This window comes from Burkholderia sp. MSMB0856, assembly GCF_001524645.2.
Classification (GTDB): Bacteria; Pseudomonadota; Gammaproteobacteria; order Burkholderiales; family Burkholderiaceae; genus Burkholderia; species Burkholderia diffusa.
The window spans coordinates 729,862-750,570 of record NZ_CP013429.1 but is presented as its reverse complement, the minus strand read 5'-3'; the positions used below and the strand labels follow the sequence as shown (position 1 = coordinate 750,570).

The following is a 20,709-nucleotide window of genomic DNA, read 5'->3' as shown; positions in this document are numbered from 1 at the left end:
CGCCGCATTCCCACGGCCGGGTGCCATCCAAGGACGAATGGACATGAAAAATCGCCTTACCTTCAGCATCGCAGTCGGCATGATCCTCGGTGTCGTCGCCGGCTATGCGTGTCACGCCAATATCGCGGACCCGGCAACGCTCAAGACGATCGCCGGCTATTTCTCGATCGTCACCGACATCTTCCTGCGCCTGATCAAGATGATCATCGCGCCGCTGGTGTTCGTGACGCTCGTGTCCGGCCTCGCCGGCATGGATAGCGGCGAAGACGTCGGCCGCATCGGCCTGCGCTCGATCGGGTGGTTCGTCTGCGCGTCGCTGATTTCGTTGAGCCTCGGCCTCGTCATGGCCAATGCGCTGCAGCCTGGCGCCGGCCTGAACCTCACGGCGGGCGCGGGCGAGGTCGGCACCGGACTGAACACCGCCGCACTGAACGCCCGGGACGTGATCACGCATGCGTTCCCGACCAGCCTGCTCGACGCGATGGCGCGCAACGACATCCTGCAGATCCTGGTGTTCTCGGTCTTCCTCGGCATCGCGCTGAGTGCGCTGAAGCACGACAAGCGGGTCGGCGTCGTGATCCGGTCGATCGACGGGATGGTGCCGGTGATGCTGCGCCTGACGAACTACGTGATGCGCGCGGCGCCGCTCGGCGTGTTCGGCGCGATCGCGTCGTCGGTCACGCTGCGCGGGCTCGATGTGATCTACACGTATGGGAAGCTGATCGGCGCGTTCTATCTCGGCCTGCTCGTCCTGTGGGCGATCCTGATTGGCGTCGGCTACGCGTTTCTCGGACGGCGCGTCGGGTGCCTGCTGAAGGGCGTGCGCGAACCCGCGCTGATCGCGTTCTCGACCGCCAGCAGCGAGGCCGCCTATCCGCGCCTGACCGAGCAGCTCGAACGGTTCGGCGTCGACAAGAAGGTGGTGGGCTTCACGCTGCCGCTCGGTTACGCGTTCAACCTCGACGGTTCGATGATGTATCAGGCGTTTGCCGCCATCTTCATCGCGCAGGCGTTCGGCGTGCACATGCCGCTGTCGGAGCAGGTGTTCATGTTGCTGGTGCTGATGTTGAGCAGCAAGGGGATGGCGAGCGTGCCGCGCGGCTCGGTGGTCGTGGTCGCGGCGGTCGCGCCGATGTTCCATCTGCCGGTGGCCGGCGTCGCGATGGTTCTCGCGATCGACCAGATCCTCGACATGGGCCGCACGATGACGAACGTGATCGGCAACAGCGTCGCGACGGCGGTGATCGCGAAGTGGGAGAGCCGGCGGTCCGCGAAATCGCAAGACGCCGTATTCGAGCAGCCGGAGCTGAACGCATGATGCACGCGGATATCGTGAATGCGAGGCGGAAATTCGGCATCGTCGGCGGTCTCGGGCCGCTGGGAAGCGCCGACGTGTTCTTCAAGATGGTGAAGGCGACGCCTGCGTCGTCCGACGAGGAGCACGCCGAAATGATTTTCGAGCAGTATCCGTTCAAGGGCTCGGGATCGGGCAGCGCGGCGACCATCGAACGCAAGCTGTACGTGTTCGACATGATCCGCGCGTTCGAGAAGCGCGGCGTGACGACGGTCGTGCTGCCGTGCTTTCTGAGCCATACGTTCATCGACGAGCTGAAGGCGAATACGCGCCTGCCGATCGTGGATATCGTCGAGGCCGTGCGCAGCCACGTGCGGCGCAAGTATCCCGACGCGACGCGCATCGGCGTGCTGGCGTCCGACTACGTGCGGGACAAGCGACTCTTCGACGCGTATTTCCCGTCGCCTCGGTTCGAAATCGTCCATCCGCGGATGCACGACGGGATCGACCTCGTGACCGAAGCCATCTACGGCGCCGATGGCATCAAGCGCGGCAATCTTCGCGGCCGGCCGGTCGAGCTGCTGCGCCGCGCGTGCGCGGATCTTGCCGATCAGGGCGTGCAGGTCATCGTCCCCGGCCTGACCGAGATCGCGCTGGTCGCGGATGAAATCGGCCCGCAGCGCGTGCCGCTCGTGGATTCGAACCTGGCGTATGCGCAGTACGCGGTGACCGGGCAGTCGGGGGCGCGCGCGGCGACGTTCAAGATCGGCGTGGTCGGCGGCGTCGGGCCGGCCGCGACGGTCGATTTCCTGGACAAGATCGTGCGCAACACGCCGGCGGCGCGCGATCAGGAGCACGTCAAGCTGCTGGTCGAACAGAATCCGCAGATTCCCGATCGCACCGAGAACCTGGTGGGCACCGGCGCGGACCCGACGATCTCGTTGTACGCGACCTGCAAGAAGCTCGAGGACGGCGATGCCGACGTCATCGCGATTCCGTGCAACACCGCGCATGCATTCGTCGAGCGGATTCAGCCGTACCTCGGCATTCCGATCGTCAACATGCTGACGGTCACGGTTGCTCACCTGCGCGACACGTATCCGGCGCTGAGGGAGGTCGGCGTGCTCGCGACGACCGGCACGATCGAAAGCGGTGTCTACGAGAAGGCGCTGGCGTCGCAAGGACTCCGGCAAGTCGCGCCGAAGCCCGCGTTGCAGGCGCGCGTGATGGAAGCGATTTACGGGAGGCAGGGCGTCAAGGCCGGCTTCACGACCGGGCAGTGCCAGGACGATATCGGTGCCGCCATCGAGGCGCTGATGGCCGAGGGCGTGCGCGTGATCGTGCTCGGCTGCACGGAATTGCCGATCCTGCTTCCGGGTGGTGAATATGTCGCGCGGAACGGGCATCGGGCGACGCTCGTCGACCCGACCGACGTGCTCGCCCGCACGTGCGTCGCCCATGCGACGGCGGGTGGCGGCTGAAGCGCATCGAGCCCGTGGCCGACACCGACGGATCGTGTTGCCCCGCCTGCTCGTGGAAAACTGTATGAATATACAGTATAGTATCCGGCGAACTCGAGCGGCGCGGGCATGACCCGTGCGGCACGTGCGCCGCGCCTGCGGGCATCCGCCGCAGCGTTCCGGCACCGTGAATTCCGGCTAACTCACTCAGACGGGCAGGCAAATTGTCATCCAGCAATCTGATCCGCATTCGCGGAGCACGTCAGCACAACCTCAAGAACCTCGATCTCGACCTGCGCACCGGCGAAATGACGGTCGTCACCGGGCCATCGGGCTCCGGCAAGTCGAGCCTCGTGTTCGACACGCTGTACGCGGAAGGCCAGCGGCGCTACGTCGAGACGTTCAGCGCGTATGCGCGGCAGTTCCTCGACCGGATGGACCGCCCGCAGGTCGAGCGCGTCGACGGCGTGCCGCCCGCGATCGCGATCGACCAGACCAACCCGGTCCGCAGTTCGCGCTCGACCGTCGGCACGATGACCGAGCTCAACGATCACCTGAAGCTGCTGTACGCGCGCGCGGCCGAGCTGTTCGACCGCCAGACCGCGCGGCAGGTGCGGCACGACACGCCGGAGACGATCTACGCGGAACTCGTCGAGCGCACGCGCGCCGACGATCCGCGCGTCGTCGTCACGTTCCCGGTCGAGCTGCCGGAAAGCGCGTCCGAGGATGAAGTCGCGCAGTGGCTGTCCGCGAGCGGCTACACGCGCGTGCAGGCGCAGCGCGAAGTCGCGTCGCCCACGGGCCCGCGCAAGCTGCTCGACGTGGTGGCCGACCGCTTCCGCGTGCAGCAGGCCGACAAGGTGCGCGTGGTCGAGGCGATCGAGGCGTCGCTCAAGCGCGGCGGCGGCCGCGTGAACGTCTACGTGCTCGCGCCGGAAGCGGAAAACGCGCTTGCTGCGCCCGTTGAGCCGCAGGTGTGGCGTTTCTCCACCGGGCTGCACGACCCCGACAGCGACCTGCGCTACGCGGAGCCGCAAGCGGCGCTGTTCTCGTTCAACTCGGCATACGGCGCATGCGAGACCTGCCGCGGCTTCGGCCGCGTGATCGGCGTCGATCTCGGCCTGGTGATTCCCGACGCGCGCAAGACGCTGCGCGGCGGCGCGATCAAGCCGATGCAGACGCCCGCATGGAAGGAGTGCCAGGACGACCTGATGCGCTACGCGGCGAAGGCGGACATCCGCCGCGATACGCCGTGGTCCGACCTGACCGACGCCGAGCGCGACTGGGTGATCAACGGCTCGCCGGACTGGAATGGCAAGTGGCAGAGCCAGTGGTACGGCGTGAAACGCTTCTTCGGCTATCTCGAATCGAAAGCGTACAAGATGCATATCCGCGTGCTGCTGTCGAAGTACCGCAGCTACACGCCGTGCGAGGTCTGCGGCGGCGCGCGCCTGAAGACCGAATCGCTGCAGTGGCGGCTCGGCTCGAAGGCGAACGCCGATACCGTGCTCGCGCCCGCGAATCGCTTCATGCCGCGCGGCGTCGACTGGACGCGCGCACAGCTCGAGGCGCTGCCGGGCCTGACGGTGCACGACCTGATGCTGCTGCCGATCGAGCGCATTCGCCGCTTCTTCGACGAGATCACGCTGCCGAGCGCGCTGCTCGACGATGCCTTGAAGCTGCTGCTCGCCGAGGTGCGCACGCGCCTCAAATACCTGTGCGACGTGGGGCTCGGCTACCTGACGCTCGACCGGCAAAGCCGCACGCTGTCGGGCGGCGAGGTGCAGCGGATCAACCTGACCACGGCGCTCGGCACGTCGCTGACCAAAACGCTGTTCGTGCTCGACGAGCCGAGCATCGGCCTGCATCCGCGCGACCTCACGCGGATCGTCGAGGCGATGCAGCGGCTGCGCGACGCGGGCAATACGCTGGTGGTCGTCGAGCACGATCCGTCGGTGATGCTCGCAGCCGACCGGCTGATCGACATGGGTCCGGGCCCCGGCGAGCGCGGCGGCACGATCGTCTACGACGGCACGCCGGGCGACATCCGCTCCGCGCACACGCTGACTGGCGAGTATCTCGGCGGCCGCAAGCACGTCGCGCATGCGTCGAACTGGGCGCGCCGCCCGGTGGACGCGAACACGCCGCGCATCGTGCTCGAAGGCGCGACCGAGCACAACCTGCGCGACGTGACGGTCGAGATTCCGCTGCAGCGGCTCGTGTGCGTGACGGGCGTGTCGGGTTCCGGCAAGTCGACGCTGCTGCAGGACGTGCTCTATCCGGCGATGGCGCGCCACCACGGCAAGGCGACCGAGTCGCCGGGCGCGTTCCGCAATCTCACGGGTGCCGATCAGGTCGGCGACGTCGTGTTCGTCGATCAGTCGCCGATCGGCAAGACCACGCGTTCGAACCCGGCCAGCTACGTCGGCGCGTTCGACGAGATCCGCAAGCTGTTCGCGAAGGCGCCGCTCGCGCTGCAACGCGGCTACGGCGCCGGCACGTTCAGCTTCAACTCGGGCGACGGCCGTTGCCCGACCTGCGGCGGCTCGGGCTTCGAGCACATCGAGATGCAGTTCCTGAGCGACGTCTATCTGCGCTGCCCGGATTGCGACGGCAGCCGCTACCGCGCCGAGATTCTCGAAGTGCGCATCGAGCGCGACGGCCGCGCGCTGAACATCGCCGACGTGCTCGACCTGACCGTCAGCGAAGCGGCGGCGTTCTTCGCGACCGATGCCGAGGTGCTGCGCGTGCTGCAACCGATCGTCGACGTCGGCCTCGAATACGTGAAGCTCGGCCAGCCGGTGCCGACGCTGTCCGGCGGCGAAGCGCAGCGGCTGAAGCTGGCCGGCTTCCTCGCCGAATCGGCGGCCGCCGCGGGCGGGCGCCGGGTCGCGAGCGAGGAGGCGCGCATCGCGCGTGCGAAGCTGTTCATGTTTGACGAACCGACGACCGGGCTGCACTTCGACGACATCGCGAAGCTGATGCAGGCGTTCGGCAAGCTGCTCGCGGCCGGTCATTCGCTGATCGTGATCGAGCACAACCTCGACGTGATCCGCGCGGCCGACTGGCTGATCGATCTCGGTCCGGAGGGCGGCGACGGCGGCGGCCTCGTGCTGTGCGCGGGCACGCCCGACGACGTGAAGGCATGCGCGCAATCGCATACCGGCGTCGCGCTGCTGCAGTACGACCGCGCGATGGACGGCGAAGCCGCGCTCGCCGACGAAGGCGTGCCGCTGCAGGCCGTGCTGAACGCCGCCCGCGAGCGGCGCGCGATCGAGGGCGAGGACGTCGTGCGGATCGTCAATGCGCGCGAGCACAATCTGAAGGCGCTCGACGTCGACATCCCGCACGGCAAGTTCAACGTGATCACCGGCGTGTCGGGTTCCGGCAAGTCGACGCTCGCGTTCGACATCCTGTTCCATGAAGGCCAGCGCCGCTACCTCGAATCGCTGAACGCGTATGCGCGCTCGATCGTGCAGCCGGCCGGGCGGCCGGAGGTCGACGCCGTGTACGGCATTCCGCCGACGGTGGCGATCGAGCAGCGGCTGTCGCGCGGCGGCCGCAAGAGCACGGTCGCGACCACGTCCGAAGTCTGGCACTTCCTGCGGCTGCTGTACGTGAAGCTCGGCCTGCAGCATTGCATCCACGACGGCACGCCCGTCACGTCGCAAACCGTCGAATCGATCGCCGCGCAGTTGCTGCGCGACCATCGCGGCGAGCACGTCGGGATGCTCGCGCCGCTCGTCATCAACCGCAAGGGTGTGTATACCGATCTCGCGAAGTGGGCGAAGGCGCGCGGCAGCACGCATCTGCGTGTCGACGGCGAGTTCGTGACGGTCGATCCGTGGCCGAAGCTCGATCGCTTCCGCGAGCACACGATCGAATTGCCGGTGGCCGACATCGTCGTGTCGCCGGACAACGAGGCCGAGTTGCGGCGCGTGCTCGACGAGACGCTCGAGCTCGGCAAGGGCGTGATGCACCTGCTCGCGCCGCTCGACGGGCTGCACCACGCGATGCAGAACGATCGCTCAACCGCGCGCGTCGGCGAGATCAAGGTGCTGTCGGTCAAGCGCGCGTGCCCGGTGTGCGGCACGAGCTACCCGGAACTCGATCCGCGGATGTTCTCGTACAACAGCAAGCACGGCTGGTGCACGACCTGCGTCGGCACGGGCGTCACGCTCACGCGCGAACAGCGCGCCGCGTATGACGACACGGTGCTCGCCGGGGACGATCGCGGCCGCGAGCAGACTCTGCCGTCGGACGAGCAGGAACCGGAAGGCGTCGGCAACGAGCCGTGCCCGGATTGCAGCGGCACGCGCCTGAACCCGTCCGCGCGTGCGGTCACGTTCGATGCGCATCCGATCGTCGAGGTCGCGCAGTGGACGGTGTCCGATACGCGCCGCTGGATCGACGCGCTGGAGCTGACGGGGCGCGACGCGCAGATCGCGCGCGACATCGTCAGCGAGATCGGCAGCCGCCTCGCGTTTCTCGAGGAAGTCGGGCTCGGCTACCTGAGCCTCGATCGCGCTGCGCCGAGCCTGTCGGGCGGCGAAGCGCAGCGCATCCGGCTTGCGGCGCAGCTCGGCAGCAACCTGCAAGGCGTGTGCTACGTGCTCGACGAGCCGACGATCGGCCTGCATCCGCGCGACAACCAGATCCTGCTGGATGCACTGCGCAAGCTCGGCGACAAGGGCAACACGCTCGTCGTCGTCGAGCACGACGAGGACACGATTCGCCGCGCCGATCACATCATCGACGTGGGCCCGGGCGCCGGCAAGCGCGGCGGCACGCTGGTCGCCGAGGGCGCGGTCGCCGATCTGGCCGCGCGGCCGGACTCGGTGACGGGGCGCCTGCTCGCGCATCCGATGACGCACCCGCTACAACCGCGCCGCGCGGTGAGCCTGCCGGGCAAGCAGGGTGCGCCGGCAGTGCCGGAGGGCTGGCTGACCGTGCACGGCGCGACGCTGCACAACCTGCGCGACGTCACCGTCGGCATTCCGCTCGCGCGGCTCGTCGCGGTGACGGGCGTCAGCGGTTCGGGCAAGTCGACGCTCGCGCGCGACGTGCTGATGACGAACCTGCTCGATGCGGTGGGCCGCTCGGTGCTGTCGTCGCCGGCCACGCGGCGCGCACGCAAGGCCGCGCAGCAGGATGCGCCGGCCACGAACCGCCGCTCGAGCGTGCTCGCGCGCAGCGCGCCGCGGCCGTCGCTGAACGTCACGCATGCGTGGCAGGGCTGCGAGTCGCTGAGCGGCTGGGAACGGATCGACCGCGTGCTCGAAGTCGACCAGACGCCGATTGGCAAGACGCCGCGCTCGTGCCCGGCCACCTATATCGGCGTGTGGGACACGATCCGCAAGCTGTTCGCCGATACGCTGGAAGCGCGTGCGCGCGGCTACACGGCGTCGCGTTTCTCGTTCAACACCGGCGACGGGCGGTGCCCGGCCTGCGAAGGGCAAGGCGTGCGCACGATCGGAATGAGCTTCCTGCCCGACGTGAAGGTGCCGTGCGACGTGTGCCACGGGCAGCGCTTCAATCCGGAGACGCTCGCGGTCACGTGGCGCGGCCGGAACATCGGCGACGTGCTGACGATGGAAATCGACGAAGCGGTGGAGTTCTTCGCGCCGATTTCCAACATCGCGCATCCGCTGCAGCTGATGAAGGACGTCGGCCTCGGCTACCTGACGCTCGGCCAGCCGTCGCCGACGCTGTCCGGCGGCGAGGCGCAGCGCATCAAGCTCGTCACCGAGCTCACGAAGGTGCGCGACGACATCACGCGGCGCGGCCAGAAGGCGCCGCATACGCTCTACGTGCTCGACGAGCCGACGGTCGGTCTGCACATGGCCGACGTCGCGAAGCTGATCCGCGTGCTGCACCGGCTGGTCGACGGCGGGCACAGCGTGGTCGTGATCGAGCACGACCTCGACGTGATCGCGGAAGCCGACTGGATCATCGATCTCGGCCCGGAAGGCGGCGTGGGCGGCGGCACGATCGTCGCGGCGGCGCCGCCCGAAGGGCTCGCGCAGGTGAGGGCGAGCCATACCGGGCACGCTCTGAAGCCCGTGCTGGCGCGAACGGCGACGGAAGGCGATGACGCGGCGCGGCAGGGAGAAGCGCGGGTCGGTTGAACGCGGTGCTTCATGTGAACGGCCCCGGTGTCCGCTCAGACACCGGGGCCGCTTTTACACGCGTCCGTGCGGTCAGCCGCGCAATCTCATTCGCCCTTGACGCCGATCGTCTCGATGATGGTTTCCAGTTGCGGGCTCATCGGCAGATTGAGACTCATGCCCGACGGAAGCGGGCGCAGGAACCAGCGCTTGTACTGTCGCGTGATCTCGCCGTCGACGGCCAGCTCCTCGAACGTGCTTTTCACGACCTGCGCGAGCTGCGGATCGTCCTTGCGGAACATGATTCCGTACGGGTCGTATGACAGGAAATCGCCAACCACGTCGTACTTGCCGCCCTTGCCCGCATTCTCGGCAATCAGGCCGTACAGCAGCACGTCGTCCGTCGCGAACGCGTCGGCTTGACCGTTCGCGACGAGCGCGAAGCCCTGCGCATGGTCCGGCACCACCTGCAGCTGGATCCCGAGCCTGAACCGCGCGTCCAGGTCGCGCAGCGCCTTCTCGTTGGTCGTGCCGGCCGTCACCGCGACCTTCTTGCCCGCGAGATCGCGGAACGAGCGGATCGGCGAGCCTCGCTTCACCATCACCTTCGTGCCGGCCACGAAGATGATCGGCGAGAACGCCACGCGCTTCTGGCGCTCCAGGTTGCTCGTCGTGGAGCCGCATTCCAGATCGACCGTGCCGTTGACCACCGCGTCGATGCGGTTGTCGGACGTGACCGGCACCCAGCGGATCGTCAGGCTCTTGTTGACCGCATCCTCGATCGACGACACGAGCGCCTTGCAGAGCTCGATCGAATAACCGATCGGCTGGTTGCGCGCATTCAGGTACGAGAACGGGATCGACGCGTCGCGATAGCCGATCGCGATCGTGCCGCTGCTGCGCACCTTCGCGAGCGTGCCGGTCAGTTGGGCCGGCGCGAACGGCTCGACGCGCGGCATCGTGGACGGCGCATCTTCCGCGCGCGCGGTGGCGCCCGCGGCAAGCAGGCCTGCGAGCGCGAGCGCACGCCAGAATCGCTGCATCTTCATCGCCGGGCCTCCGTCAGACATCCGCTGGATGCGCGATCGTCCCTTCCTGCTCCGCGTCGATGCGCGCCAGGTTGGCCTCGGCTTCCGCCTCCGACATGAGCTGGCCTTCCCACTTCGCGACCACGGCGCTGGCGATCGAATTGCCGACCGCGTTGGTGGCCGAGCGGCCCATGTCGAGGAACGTATCGACGCCGAGGATCAGCAGCAGCCCGGCTTCCGGAAGCCCGAACTGGTGCAGCGTGGCGGCGATCACGACGAGCGACGCGCGCGGCACGCCGGCCATCCCCTTCGACGTCAGCATCAGGACCAGCAGCATCGTGATCTGCGTGCCGAGCGACAGGTGGATGTTGTACGCCTGCGCGATGAACAGCGCCGCGAAGGTGCAGTACATCATCGAGCCGTCGAGATTGAACGAATAGCCCATCGGCATCACGAAGCTCGAAATTCTGCGCCGGACGCCGAACCGGTCGAGCGCGTCGAGGATCTTCGGATACGCGGCTTCCGAGCTGGCCGTCGCGAACGACAGCATGAACGCTTCCCTGATCAGCACCAGCAGCTTGAATACGCGGCGGCCGAGGAACAGCAGCCCCGCACAGACGAGCAAGGTCCAGAGCAGGAACAGGCTCACGTAGAAATCGCCCATGAACACCGCGAACTTCAGCAGCACCGACAGCCCGTTGACCGCGACGGTCGCGGCCATCGCCGCCAGCACCGCGAGCGGCGCGAGCTTCATCACGTAGCCGGTGATCTTGAGCATCACGTGCGACAGCTGGTCGATCGCGGCCACGAGGATCTTGCCGCGCTCGCCGAGCGCGGCGAGCGCCACGCCGAAGAACATCGAGAACACGACGATCTGCAGGATCTCGTTGTTGCTCATCGCCTCGGCGAACGACCTCGGCACCATGTGGCCGACGAAATCCTTGAGCGTGAACTTGGACGTCGCGAGATTCGCCGATGCGCCGATGTCCGGCAGCGGCAGGCCGAGGTTGTCGCCGGGCCGCAGCAGGTTCGCCATGAACAGCCCGAGCAGCAGCGAGATCAGCGACGCGGTGATGAACCAGCCGATGGATTTCGCGAACACGCGCCCGACCGATGCCGCGTCGCCCATGTGCGCGATGCCGACGACCAGCGTGGAGAAGACGAGCGGCCCGATCACCATCTTGATCAGGCGCAGGAACACGTCGGAGATGAGCGAGATGTATCCGGCGATCTCGGTGGTGGCCTTTTTGTCAGGAAAGCTCGTGAAGATCATGTAGCCGATCAGGATGCCCGCCACCATCGCGATCAGGATCCAGACGGCTGCAGCGTTCTTTTTCTGCATCGTGAGCCTCCCATGCACCGGTTCCGCAACCGGGGATGGAAGGACAATACAGGACCCGAACGGCGATGAACAGTGCAACCGGGGGCGGGTTTGCGCTAGCGCGGTGTCGCGACCGATTGCCCGGCGACGATTGCGCCGGTGGCGCCGCGGTGCACGGGGCCGGCGCAACCGGGTATCCGATTTGTGCGGAGCAGCACACGGCTCGTCTGATGGCCGGTGAATCTTGACGGCGGTTTCGCGGGGGAGCGGCGCGCTTTGCGCCGGCTTCCGGCTTCGGAGAAAGGCCGCGCGGTCCTCGAATCGCTGCGCGGGTGAATGCCGCCACTCATGCAGCGCACAACATTCGGAAGCAGGCAGGCGCAATGAAGGGGAGGCGTGGCCGTGGGGGACTTCTTACCGGCGCTCAAAAATGTGCGGCGCAATAGGTTCGGGCTATGACCGGCAGTGTCGATCGATAGTTGTCGCGTGGCGGGTTTCCGCGTGTAATGGCCTCCGAAACCGGATGATGCCAACGACTCGACGGAGGAGCCGCCCGTGAAGATGGCAGCAGCAGTGAAACGAGCGGTCGATGACGACGTGAAGGTCCGCGTAAGGTCGGACAACACGGGCGTCGACATCGCGGCGAAAGAGGCGATGCGCGTGAATGCCCGGTCATACCTGTTCGTGCCGGGAAACAAGCCTGAACGGTTCGACAAGGCGCTCGCGAGCGGCGCCGATGCAGTCATCATCGATCTCGAGGATGCGGTCGAGCCGGACGCCAAAGTGGCCGCGCGCGAGGCGATAGCACAGTGGGTTTCACCCGGGCATCCGGTGCTCGTTCGAATCAACGCACGAAACACGCCGTGGTTCGAGGCAGATGCCGCGCTCGGCGCGTTGAACGGGGTGGCCGGTATCGTGCTGCCGAAGGCCGAGCGTGCGGATGATGTGTGCGCTGCCGTTGCGCTTGCGCGCCGGCGTGTGCCGGTCTATCCGCTGATCGAAAGCGCGCGTGGCATGTGGAATGCGCTTGAGGTCGCAAAGGCACCGCATGTCGAACGATTGTTGTTCGGCACGCTCGATTTCATCGTGGACATGGGTATGTCGGATGATGGCGTTTCGCTCAATCACTTTCGCTCGCAGCTGACGTTGATTTCGCGCGTCGCCGGGATCGAATCGCCGGTCGACGGGGTGACGCCGGATATTCACGACGGTGAACGGATCGCGCGCGACGCGTTCAACGGAAAGCAACTGGGATTCGGCGGAAAGCTGTGCATTCATCCGAAGCAGATCGGATTCGTGCACACGTGCTTTCGACCGAGTGCGGATGAGGTGCGCTGGGCGCGCCGCGTGCTCGACGCGACGCGCGATGCGAACGGCGGCGTGGTGACGGTCGACGGGAAGATGGTCGATCGGCCCGTGTTGTTGCGTGCGACCCGCATTGCGGAACTGGCCGCGTCCGTCAGCTCGGCAGCGGAGGGGGCGGGCCGTGCATGACAAAGCGCGACCTTGCCGGCATCGGGACGAGATGCGACTCGTTCCTGGCGACATCGCACACGTTCATCGCCTGTCCACCGAAGCAGGTTCGTTCATCAGCTCGACAACCCAGTCGATGAACGATCCTGTTGTGGAAATTCGGAGACGTTGCTCATGAGCGACGTCGGCCCTCGCATGTGCAAGCACGGCGTTCAAAACCACGCGGCAATCGCGTTCACCTGCTCGATTCGATTCGGTGACCGCTCGCCTGCAGAAATGGAAAGCCTGCAAAGCAAAGTTGGCTTGCGAGGCCGATCGCGCCAGGCACAGACCAAAAGCCGGCAAAGTACTCGAGCACGGTCCTTCTGAACAGGAGCCAGCTCGTGCACCACTCCGCAAACGTCAATATGGCCAGCGCGATCGCGCCCATCAGCAACGCCTCGTTGGTGTCTGTCAGCATGTCGTATTTTTGCGCGCTCCAGCGCGACAGGTACCAACTCGCGGCAAGCATGAATGGCGCTTCGAGCGATACCGCTGCCGTCTCTCCCAGGAGCCGCACCAGCAGCAGGACACGAATCGCGCCGAAGGCGAAGCCGATCACAAAAACGGTCAATGCATAAACGCAGCCCGCTTTGGCGCAGGTTGCCCACCTGGGGCTACGATGCGAGCGCCGCGTCACGGAGTTTCACGTGTTTGATAGGGAGGGGCACTAGCAAGTGAAAAGATCGGTGTGTCCGAAGCCCTGCGAGTAATCGAGCACCGAAATGACTGTCGGAATCACGCGAAATATCCGGACTTCGTCAGGAGACGGCATCGGCATCGGCGGCGCCTGCATATCCGGATACTTCAGTGGAAGCATGCGCAAGACCTTCTCTGCTTCGGCACGATCGGTCACGGGTTGTGCGTGCGCCGCCATCGACAAGCCGGTAATCGCCATCAGATCTGACGTGTCGTGATCGATCGTGAGCGATACGCGGTCGTCGCGGGCCAGATTGGCCGCCTTCTGGCTTTCCAGACCACAAAGGAAGTAAAGCGTCAGTCCCTGGCTCACGTAGCCTACGGTGGTCGCCTGCGGCCAGCCGTCCGGCCTCAGCGTGGCGATCGTCATGATCCGATGCTGGTCCAGCAATGACAGGATCTTTTGCTTGATCTGCTCGTCCATGGATCACCTTCCCGTTCGTGAAATCCTATCCTGTACCACCGTGTCATACGACGCTTGATGCAAATCAAATGCCGAAGATGAGCAACTTCGAGACGCACGGCGCGCAAGAGCGACCGGCCCGCCTGCACGGCCCGCTTCGCAGGACTCGACTCAAGCCGACCGCAATTGACTGAAATCAACAGCGCCGGCATTTGCCTGACATAGGTTGAGGCACGGGGGATTTGGACTCGCGGTCCAAAGGGGGCATTGCGAATTTTCCGTTGCCCGCTGCAACGTACGGGAATCTGGCATGAACAGGCGAACTTTTTTCGTCGGCGCCGGCGGCGCCTTGTTGCTGGCAGGCGGCACGACGGCGTGGATGTCGTCCGTGGGATCGATGGCCGACTATCAGGCCTATGCAAAGCGCCTGCGTGCCGATCTGACAATGCCGCCGAACCTTGGCGGCCTCATCCGCCATGCGACACTTGCCGCCAACAGCCACAATACGCAGCCTTGGCGGTTTCATGTCGGCGACGGGTTCATCGACATTCTGCCGGATATCTCGCGCCGCACACCCGCTGTCGACCCGGACGACCATCATCTGTTCGTGAGCCTTGGATGCGCGGCGGAAAACCTCGCCATCTCGGCGGCGGCAACGGGCTGGCCGGGCGAGGTGCAGATGGTGCCCGGCGGAGACGGCGCGCGTTATGCATTCGTACACGGATCGACGAGGGCGAGTTCGCTCCATGCTGCAATTGCCAAACGACAGTCGACGCGCGCGGAATATGACAGGCATCCCGTTCCTGTCGTCGATCTCACATTCCTCGAGCAGGCTGCCGCCACGCCCGGCGTTCACTTGACCCTCATCACTGACCGAATGAGGATCGACAAGGTCAGAGATCTGGTTGTCGCGGCCAACGACGTTCAAATGGCGGATTCAGCTTTCATGAACGAACTGGAGCAATGGATCCGATTCAACCCACGCAGCGCCATGTCGTCGGGCGACGGCCTGTTCTCCGCTGCGAGCGGGAATCCCGTGCTGCCGAGCGCACTCGGCCGCTTCGCGTTCGAACGGTTCTTCAACGCCCGAACGGAGCGCGACAAATATGCACGCCAAATCGATTCGTCAGCGGGCATCGCCGTGTTTGTCGGCGATCGGGAAGACAACGAGCATTGGGTCAGGGTCGGTCGGGCCTGTCAGCGCTTCGCGCTGACGGCGACAAACCTTGGAATCAAGGTTGCCTTCGTCAATCAGCCCGTCGAGGTCGCGCGCTTTCGTCCGCTTCTGGCAGGCATCGTCGGCGATACTGGCCGGCGCCGGCCGGATATCGTCATGCGCTTCGGCTATGGGCCGACCTTGCCGTTCTCGCCCCGCCGTCGCGTGGAGGCGGTGCTGGTTTGATGCCGCCGGTATTGCCGCGCTGTTGGCGTCGTGGAGCACGATGTGAGGAAGTGACTGTTTGACCTGGAAAGTTGCCGTTTGCGTGGAACTCCGATCGCGATCGGGCATCGCCCGACGTTCGACAATGTTCACGAAATCTCTCGCTCGGTATCAGAATTAGTAATCGTAGTGTCCGACAAATTTGGCGCGCTCCGCTGCTCACTAAACTGCCCCTCATCGGACGCCAGGCACCCCAACGTCGTCGTTGTTCCGCATCCCGTCGGGACGGCCATCGAATAGTCCGATCAGAGCAACCGCGTCATCGCCCGATGCGGCCCCAGCTTTTACACTTTTCATTCGGAGTCCGTTGTGAGAGACGCGTGTGAGCAAATGAGCAAGTACAGAAAGGTGGTTCGCCGATTTTTTGCAATCGGTTGGATCGTTAGCGGGTCAGCGATGGCTCAGACCCCGCCTCAACCTCCAACGCAAATATCGCTTCCGCATGTCGCGGTGCTTGCGACAGGTGGCACCATCGCCGGGACCGCCGCCAGCGAAACGCAAAGCACGGGTTACAAGTCCGGCGTGCTCACGGCCGATGCGCTGCTGAAGTCGGTTCCGTCGCTCGGGAAGGTGGCGCAGGTATCGGGAGAACAGATATCGAACGTTGGAAGCGAAAACATCACCAATGAAATTCTTCTCAAACTTGCCAAGCGTGTGAACCAGCTCCTGGCTCAGCCCGACATTGCGGGTGTCGTCATCACGCACGGAACGGATACGCTCGAGGAAACCGCCTATTTTCTCAACCTCGTGGTGAAAAGCGAGAAGCCCGTGGTGCTGACGGGCTCCATGCGCCCGTCGACCGCAATCAGCGCGGACGGTCCGAGCAACATCCTCCAGGCAGTCACGATTGCGGCATCTCCAGCAGCACGCGGACGAGGCGTAATGGTTGTCCTCAACGACCGCATTGGCTCGGCCCGGTATATCACCAAAACCAACGCCAACACCCTCGATACGTTCAAGAGCCCGGACGACGGCTATCTCGGTACCTTGATCGACAATGTGCCGCACTTCGAAACCACCGTGGCCAAGCTGCAGACCACCCGGACGCCGTTTGACGTGTCGAAACTGGACTCGCTTCCCGAAGTCGACATCGTTTACGGTTACCAGAATGACGGCGGGTATATGTATGACGCTGCAGTGGCGCACGGCGCGCGCGGCATTGTGGTCGCCGGCGTCGGTGCGGGCAGTGAATCCCTGCTCACACTTCCGTCGATCAGGAAGGCCGTTGACAAGGGCGTTATCGTTGTCCGTTCATCGAGAACCGGAAGTGGCTACATCCCTGAAGACCCTGCGTATATTGGTCTGCTCGGCGATAACCTGAACTCACAAAAAGCCCGAATCCTCTTGATGCTCGCGCTCACGGTGACGAACAAGCCGGAGCGTGTACAGGAGATGCTTCACCAGTTTTGAGCGTTCGTGGGCGCGGTGAGGCTGTCGCATCGTCGCGCCCGTTTTCATCCCTGATGACAGAGAGTATTAGTATTACTGATACTGTGCAGACACATGCTGTTTTCTTGAAATCGCCGCTCTACACTGGTCTCCAAGGTGCATCGATATGGACACCACATTAGACAGGAGACGATTGTGAGCAAACAGGTACTACTCGAAGACTTGCCTCTGCACCCATTTCACGTCGGGGTTGCATTCAGTGGAACGGGCGGCCAATTCAGCGACGGCTTCGTGCTCGGCATTGTCGGCATCGCGGTCAGCATGGCAGTCGCGCCGCTGCATCTCGATGCGCTATGGATGGGGCTGCTCGGCGCGGCATCGCTTGCAGGCCTGTTTTTCGGCAGCATGCTGGCTGGCCCCATCGCGGACAAGTATGGCCGTCGGACGATTTTCGCGTATGACATGCTGCTCTTCGCAGTCGTCTCGGCGGCGCAGTATTTCGTGACGTCGCCCTCGCAGTTGCTCGTTTTGCGCCTGTTGCTCGGCCTCATCCTCGGCGCCGACTACGTGGTCAGCAAGTCCCTGGTGACCGAATACTCTCCACGCCGCTATCGTGGCCGTCTGCTCAGCGTGCTTGCGGCAGCGTGGGCGGCGGGCTATGTCGGTGCATATCTGGCTGGCTTCGCCATGCGCGATATCGGGCCCGATGCCTGGCGCTTCATGCTCGCTGCCAGCGGCATTCCGGCGCTGCTGATTCTTCCGTTCCGCCTGATCGTTCCCGAATCACCGATGTGGCTGATGAAGCGCGGCCGCGGTGACGAAGCGCTTGCCATCATTCATCGCAGATTCGGTCCTGAAGTCGCGCTCGCGACGACGTCGGCCGGACCGCAGCGACAAATGGGTGCGTGGTCGCAGTTGTACTCGACCCGCTGGCGCAAGAACACGTTGGTTGGCTGCGTCTTCTATACCTGCCAGGTCATTCCGTACTTTGCGTTGGGCACCTTCGCGCCCAAAGTCCTTGAAGCGCTGCATGTCAAAGACAAGTTCGTGGGCGGCCTCGTCTACAACGTCCTGCTCTTCGCCGGTGCCGTGATCGGCCTGCTGTTGATCGATCGCATATCCCGTCGCACGTTCCTCATCGGAACCTTCTACCTGGCCGCGCTCGCCCTGGCCGTGCTGACATACGGCAGTTTCGGGCCCATCGGCACGATGCTCGTCTTCGGTCTCTTCGCGTGCGTTCTCTCGGCAGCAGCGAACCTTGAATTCGTCTATCCGCCCGAACTTTTCCCGACACACCTGCGCGCGTCGGGCGTTGGCCTTGCGGTCGCTTCGAGCCGCTTTGGTTCGGCAATCAGTACGTTCCTGTTGCCAATCGCCGTTCAGCAGGTCGGCATTCGCACAGCGCTAGGTGTTTGTGTCGCGGTACTGCTCTTCGGCGGTGTGTTCTGCCACTTCATGGCACCCGAAACGGGCAAGGAGAATCTCTCCGACGTGAAGTCCGACAGTGTCGCCGAGGACCAGGTAAACACCGCCGGGCACCATGATGCATCTTTCGTCACATCGGCGTCGGGCGGCAGGGAGACGCGCCTTTGATGACTTCGGAAGTCGATGGCGACGAGATGCGAGAACATATGCCGAGACGCTCACATTAGGACACGCCATGCCGTCGAACAAACCCATTGACATGCATGCTGTACAAGTCTTCGTCGCTGTCGCGGAAGAGGGCAGCATGTCCGCCGCCGCAGCCAGGATGGGCATATCCCAGTCGGGCGTTTCGCAAATCATCCGGCAGCTCGAAGACGAACTGGGCGTCGTGCTGGTCAACCGGACGACGCGACCGATGGCGCTGACGCCCTTTGGCATTGCACTCAGAAATCGGGGAGCCGTGCTGAGCGAAGAGATCGCCAATCTCAAGGCGCAAGTGGTCGAAGCAGGTAGCGGCATCAAACCTGATTTGCGCATCGGACTGGTCGATTCGTTTGCGTCCACGTGCGGCTCGGTTTTTACGAAAACGCTGCTGGGAAAGGTGTCGCAGTTGTCGATTCGCACGGGCCTGAGTCCTCAGCAGGGAGAAGCCCTCCTGCGCAGGGACCTCGACCTGATTGTCACGAGCGACCCGCTGATGGATGCCAATGACGTTGTCCGATATCGACTGTTCTCGGAGCGGTACCTCGTGATAACGCCGAAAAATCTCGGCACGCCCGTGAAGACCATCGACGACTTGCGCACGCTGGTTAACAGCTTGCCCATCGTCAGGTTCAACCGAACGTCTCAGGTGGGCATGCAGATCGAACGGTACCTCCGGCGCATCGAGATACGCGTGCCGAACAGGCTCGAACTGGACAACGCCGATGCCTTGACATCGATGGTGGCGGAAGGAATCGGCTGGGCCATTACGTCGCCGATGTGTCTGCTTCAGGGCGTGACGCATGCGGGCAACGTAGCCACGCACGTCGTGGACAACCTGGGTCTCGAGCGCTCGCTGTACCTCGTCGCGCGCCGGGGCGAATACAACGCTTTCTTCGACGACGCTTGCGATACGGCGCGCGACGTGATCGAAACATCGTTCTTGCCGAGGCTGGCAGCGCTCGGCCGGGGCATTGAAAAACTCATCACTGTTGGTGGAAGGAAACCACATGAACAAGATTGCTCAGGGCGGACATCGAATTGAACGTGACTATGTCGGCGAGGTCTCCATTCCAGGAGACAAACTGTATGGCGTGAATACGGTTCGCGGGGTCGACAACCTCACCGTTTCGCCCTTGACCATCGCCCACTATCCGGCGTTTCGGGATGCTTTTGCGCAGGTCAAGTGGGCCGCGGCATTGGCCAATCGCGACAACGAGGTCATCACCAACGCGCAGTGCGATGCCATCGTTGCGGCGTGCAAGGAAGTCATCGAGGGGAAATTCGACTCCTCATTCGTGGTCGATCTGATGGAAGGATCGGGCGGCACCTCGACCAACATGAACTTCAACGAGGTCATCGCGAATCGCGCCCAGCAAATCCTGGGGCACGCTGCAGGGTCTTACGAAGTCATTCATCCGAATGACCACGTCAATCGCTCCCAATCGACGAACGATGCGTATCCTGCTGCCTTGAAGATCGCCACGTTCGCGATGCTCGGGCCGCTCATCAACGAAGTCACGCAACTTTCGGCCCTTTTCAGCGGAAAGGCCTCGATGTTCGCCGACATTCTGCACCTCGGCCGGACATGCCTGCAGGATGCTCAGCCGATGCGTCTTGGTCAGCTTTTTGGCGGCTACGCGTCTCTCACTGAGCGTCTGGCGGGGGAACTTGTCGCGGTGCGCGACAAGCTTCGTACGCTTCCGCTCGGCGGCACCGCAATCGGGACGGGCTTCGGCGCTCCAGCGGGCTACCGCGCGGCCGTGTACTCGCATCTCCGGGCCGTCACCGGCGTCAATTATCAGGCGCCGGAAAATCCGTTCGACGCCATGCAGAACATGGACGTGTTCTCGCGCGTTTCTGCCGAACTTCGAACCTGCGCCGTGTCGCTTGCAAAGATCGCTTCCGATCTGACTGTCTTGTCGTCAGGTCCGGTCGGCGGGCTCGCGGAACTGATGCTGCCGGAGGCACAGGCGGGTTCTTCCATCATGCCGGGCAAGATCAATCCGGTCTTGCCGATGGCGATGGTCCAGCTGAGTTTTGCGGTCGTCGGAAACGACGTCGCCGTCGCTCAAGCGGTTCAGTACGGCGAACTGGAAATCAATCACTTCGAGCCGGTGGTTGCTTCGCGCGTGTTCGACAGTATCGCCCTGCTCAGCAATGGTATTCGGCGTTTTGGCGACAAGTGCGTGAAGGACATCGCGGCAGACGTAGCGCGCAACGAGCAGCATCTGATGGAGTCGATGGCGGTTGCAACAGCACTCGTCCCGAAGCTTGGCTATGCCCGTGTGAGCAAGCTCGCGCGCCAATCCGTGGCCGAAGGTCGCTCTTTGGTCGAAATTCTGGAGGAGTCCGGATTGCTGTCAGCGGAGGAAACGATCGCGGCGATTCGCAAGGCGTCGCACCCCGTGTTCGACGCGTGACACGTA

General features: G+C 64.4%; 13 protein-coding genes. 9 read left to right on the top strand and 4 right to left on the bottom strand.

Going from position 1 to position 20,709, the window contains the following annotated elements:
* Positions 1–43 precede the first annotated feature (43 nt).
* The 3 genes from WS87_RS32130 (at position 44) to uvrA (ending at position 8,882) form a co-directional block, all read left to right on the top strand.
* On the top strand, positions 44–1,318 hold the full coding sequence (locus WS87_RS32130; RefSeq protein WP_059814798.1) for a dicarboxylate/amino acid:cation symporter: 1,275 nt from the start codon (positions 44–46) through the stop codon (positions 1,316–1,318).
* Complete coding sequence (locus tag WS87_RS32125; protein ID WP_107938240.1) at positions 1,315–2,775, top strand: amino acid racemase; 1,461 nt, start codon at positions 1,315–1,317, stop codon at positions 2,773–2,775. The genes WS87_RS32130 and WS87_RS32125 overlap by 4 nt, the downstream gene beginning before the upstream one ends.
* A 203-nt stretch (positions 2,776–2,978) precedes the next feature.
* A complete protein-coding gene (uvrA, locus tag WS87_RS32120; RefSeq protein ID WP_059814737.1) occupies positions 2,979–8,882 on the top strand; it encodes an excinuclease ABC subunit UvrA in 5,904 nt (1,967 codons plus the stop codon).
* A gap of 86 nt (positions 8,883–8,968) precedes the next feature.
* Here the strand turns inward: uvrA and WS87_RS32115 are convergent, their stop codons facing one another.
* Positions 8,969–9,910: an amino acid ABC transporter substrate-binding protein gene (locus WS87_RS32115; protein ID WP_059814741.1), complete on the bottom strand. Its 942-nt coding sequence runs from the start codon at positions 9,908–9,910 to the stop codon at positions 8,969–8,971.
* Positions 9,911–9,923: 13 nt separating this feature from the next.
* The gene (locus WS87_RS32110) at positions 9,924–11,231 is read right to left on the bottom strand and encodes a dicarboxylate/amino acid:cation symporter (RefSeq protein ID WP_059814745.1); all 1,308 of its coding nucleotides are present in this window, start codon (positions 11,229–11,231) and stop codon (positions 9,924–9,926) included.
* A 633-nt stretch (positions 11,232–11,864) separates the two neighbouring features.
* On the opposite strand from WS87_RS32110, the gene WS87_RS32105 reads away from it, so the two are divergent.
* Positions 11,865–12,704 carry an HpcH/HpaI aldolase/citrate lyase family protein gene (locus WS87_RS32105; protein ID WP_059814804.1) on the top strand — a complete coding sequence of 280 codons (840 nt, stop codon included), beginning with the start codon at positions 11,865–11,867 and terminating at the stop codon, positions 12,702–12,704.
* Positions 12,705–12,918: 214 nt separating this feature from the next.
* Here the strand turns inward: WS87_RS32105 and WS87_RS32100 are convergent, their stop codons facing one another.
* Positions 12,919–13,296: a hypothetical protein gene (locus tag WS87_RS32100; protein WP_059814748.1), complete on the bottom strand. Its 378-nt coding sequence runs from the start codon at positions 13,294–13,296 to the stop codon at positions 12,919–12,921.
* Positions 13,297–13,392: 96 nt separating this feature from the next.
* Positions 13,393–13,845 carry a pyridoxamine 5'-phosphate oxidase family protein gene (locus WS87_RS32095; RefSeq protein ID WP_059700995.1) on the bottom strand — a complete coding sequence of 151 codons (453 nt, stop codon included), beginning with the start codon at positions 13,843–13,845 and terminating at the stop codon, positions 13,393–13,395.
* A gap of 289 nt (positions 13,846–14,134) precedes the next feature.
* On the opposite strand from WS87_RS32095, the gene WS87_RS32090 reads away from it, so the two are divergent.
* The 5 genes from WS87_RS32090 (at position 14,135) to WS87_RS32070 (ending at position 20,703) form a co-directional block, all read left to right on the top strand.
* On the top strand, positions 14,135–15,226 hold the full coding sequence (locus tag WS87_RS32090; protein WP_059814750.1) for an Acg family FMN-binding oxidoreductase: 1,092 nt from the start codon (positions 14,135–14,137) through the stop codon (positions 15,224–15,226).
* 369 nt (positions 15,227–15,595) lie between these two features.
* Positions 15,596–16,675: a type II asparaginase gene (locus tag WS87_RS32085; protein ID WP_218929487.1), complete on the top strand. Its 1,080-nt coding sequence runs from the start codon at positions 15,596–15,598 to the stop codon at positions 16,673–16,675.
* A 174-nt stretch (positions 16,676–16,849) separates the two neighbouring features.
* Positions 16,850–18,247, top strand: a complete 1,398-nt coding sequence (locus tag WS87_RS32080; RefSeq protein ID WP_082750524.1) for an MFS transporter — start codon at positions 16,850–16,852, stop codon at positions 18,245–18,247.
* A gap of 67 nt (positions 18,248–18,314) precedes the next feature.
* On the top strand, positions 18,315–19,325 hold the full coding sequence (locus tag WS87_RS32075) for a LysR family transcriptional regulator (protein WP_059814753.1): 1,011 nt from the start codon (positions 18,315–18,317) through the stop codon (positions 19,323–19,325).
* Positions 19,291–20,703, top strand: coding sequence for an aspartate ammonia-lyase (locus WS87_RS32070; protein WP_059814757.1), 1,413 nt, complete (start codon positions 19,291–19,293; stop codon positions 20,701–20,703). Before WS87_RS32075 ends, WS87_RS32070 begins: the two co-directional genes overlap by 35 nt.
* The last annotated feature ends 6 nt before the right edge of the window (positions 20,704–20,709 follow it).

Coding starts and splice junctions, on each gene's coding strand:
- WS87_RS32130 (WP_059814798.1), top strand. CDS start 44: ATGAAAAATCGCCTTACCTTCAGCATCGCAGTCGGCATGATCCTCGGT.
- WS87_RS32125 (WP_107938240.1), top strand. CDS start 1,315: ATGATGCACGCGGATATCGTGAATGCGAGGCGGAAATTCGGCATCGTC.
- WS87_RS32115 (WP_059814741.1), bottom strand. CDS start 9,910: ATGAAGATGCAGCGATTCTGGCGTGCGCTCGCGCTCGCAGGCCTGCTT.
- WS87_RS32110 (WP_059814745.1), bottom strand. CDS start 11,231: ATGCAGAAAAAGAACGCTGCAGCCGTCTGGATCCTGATCGCGATGGTG.
- WS87_RS32105 (WP_059814804.1), top strand. CDS start 11,865: ATGCGCGTGAATGCCCGGTCATACCTGTTCGTGCCGGGAAACAAGCCT.
- WS87_RS32095 (WP_059700995.1), bottom strand. CDS start 13,845: ATGGACGAGCAGATCAAGCAAAAGATCCTGTCATTGCTGGACCAGCAT.
- WS87_RS32090 (WP_059814750.1), top strand. CDS start 14,135: ATGAACAGGCGAACTTTTTTCGTCGGCGCCGGCGGCGCCTTGTTGCTG.
- WS87_RS32085 (WP_218929487.1), top strand. CDS start 15,596: ATGAGCAAGTACAGAAAGGTGGTTCGCCGATTTTTTGCAATCGGTTGG.
- WS87_RS32075 (WP_059814753.1), top strand. CDS start 18,315: ATGCCGTCGAACAAACCCATTGACATGCATGCTGTACAAGTCTTCGTC.
- WS87_RS32070 (WP_059814757.1), top strand. CDS start 19,291: ATGAACAAGATTGCTCAGGGCGGACATCGAATTGAACGTGACTATGTC.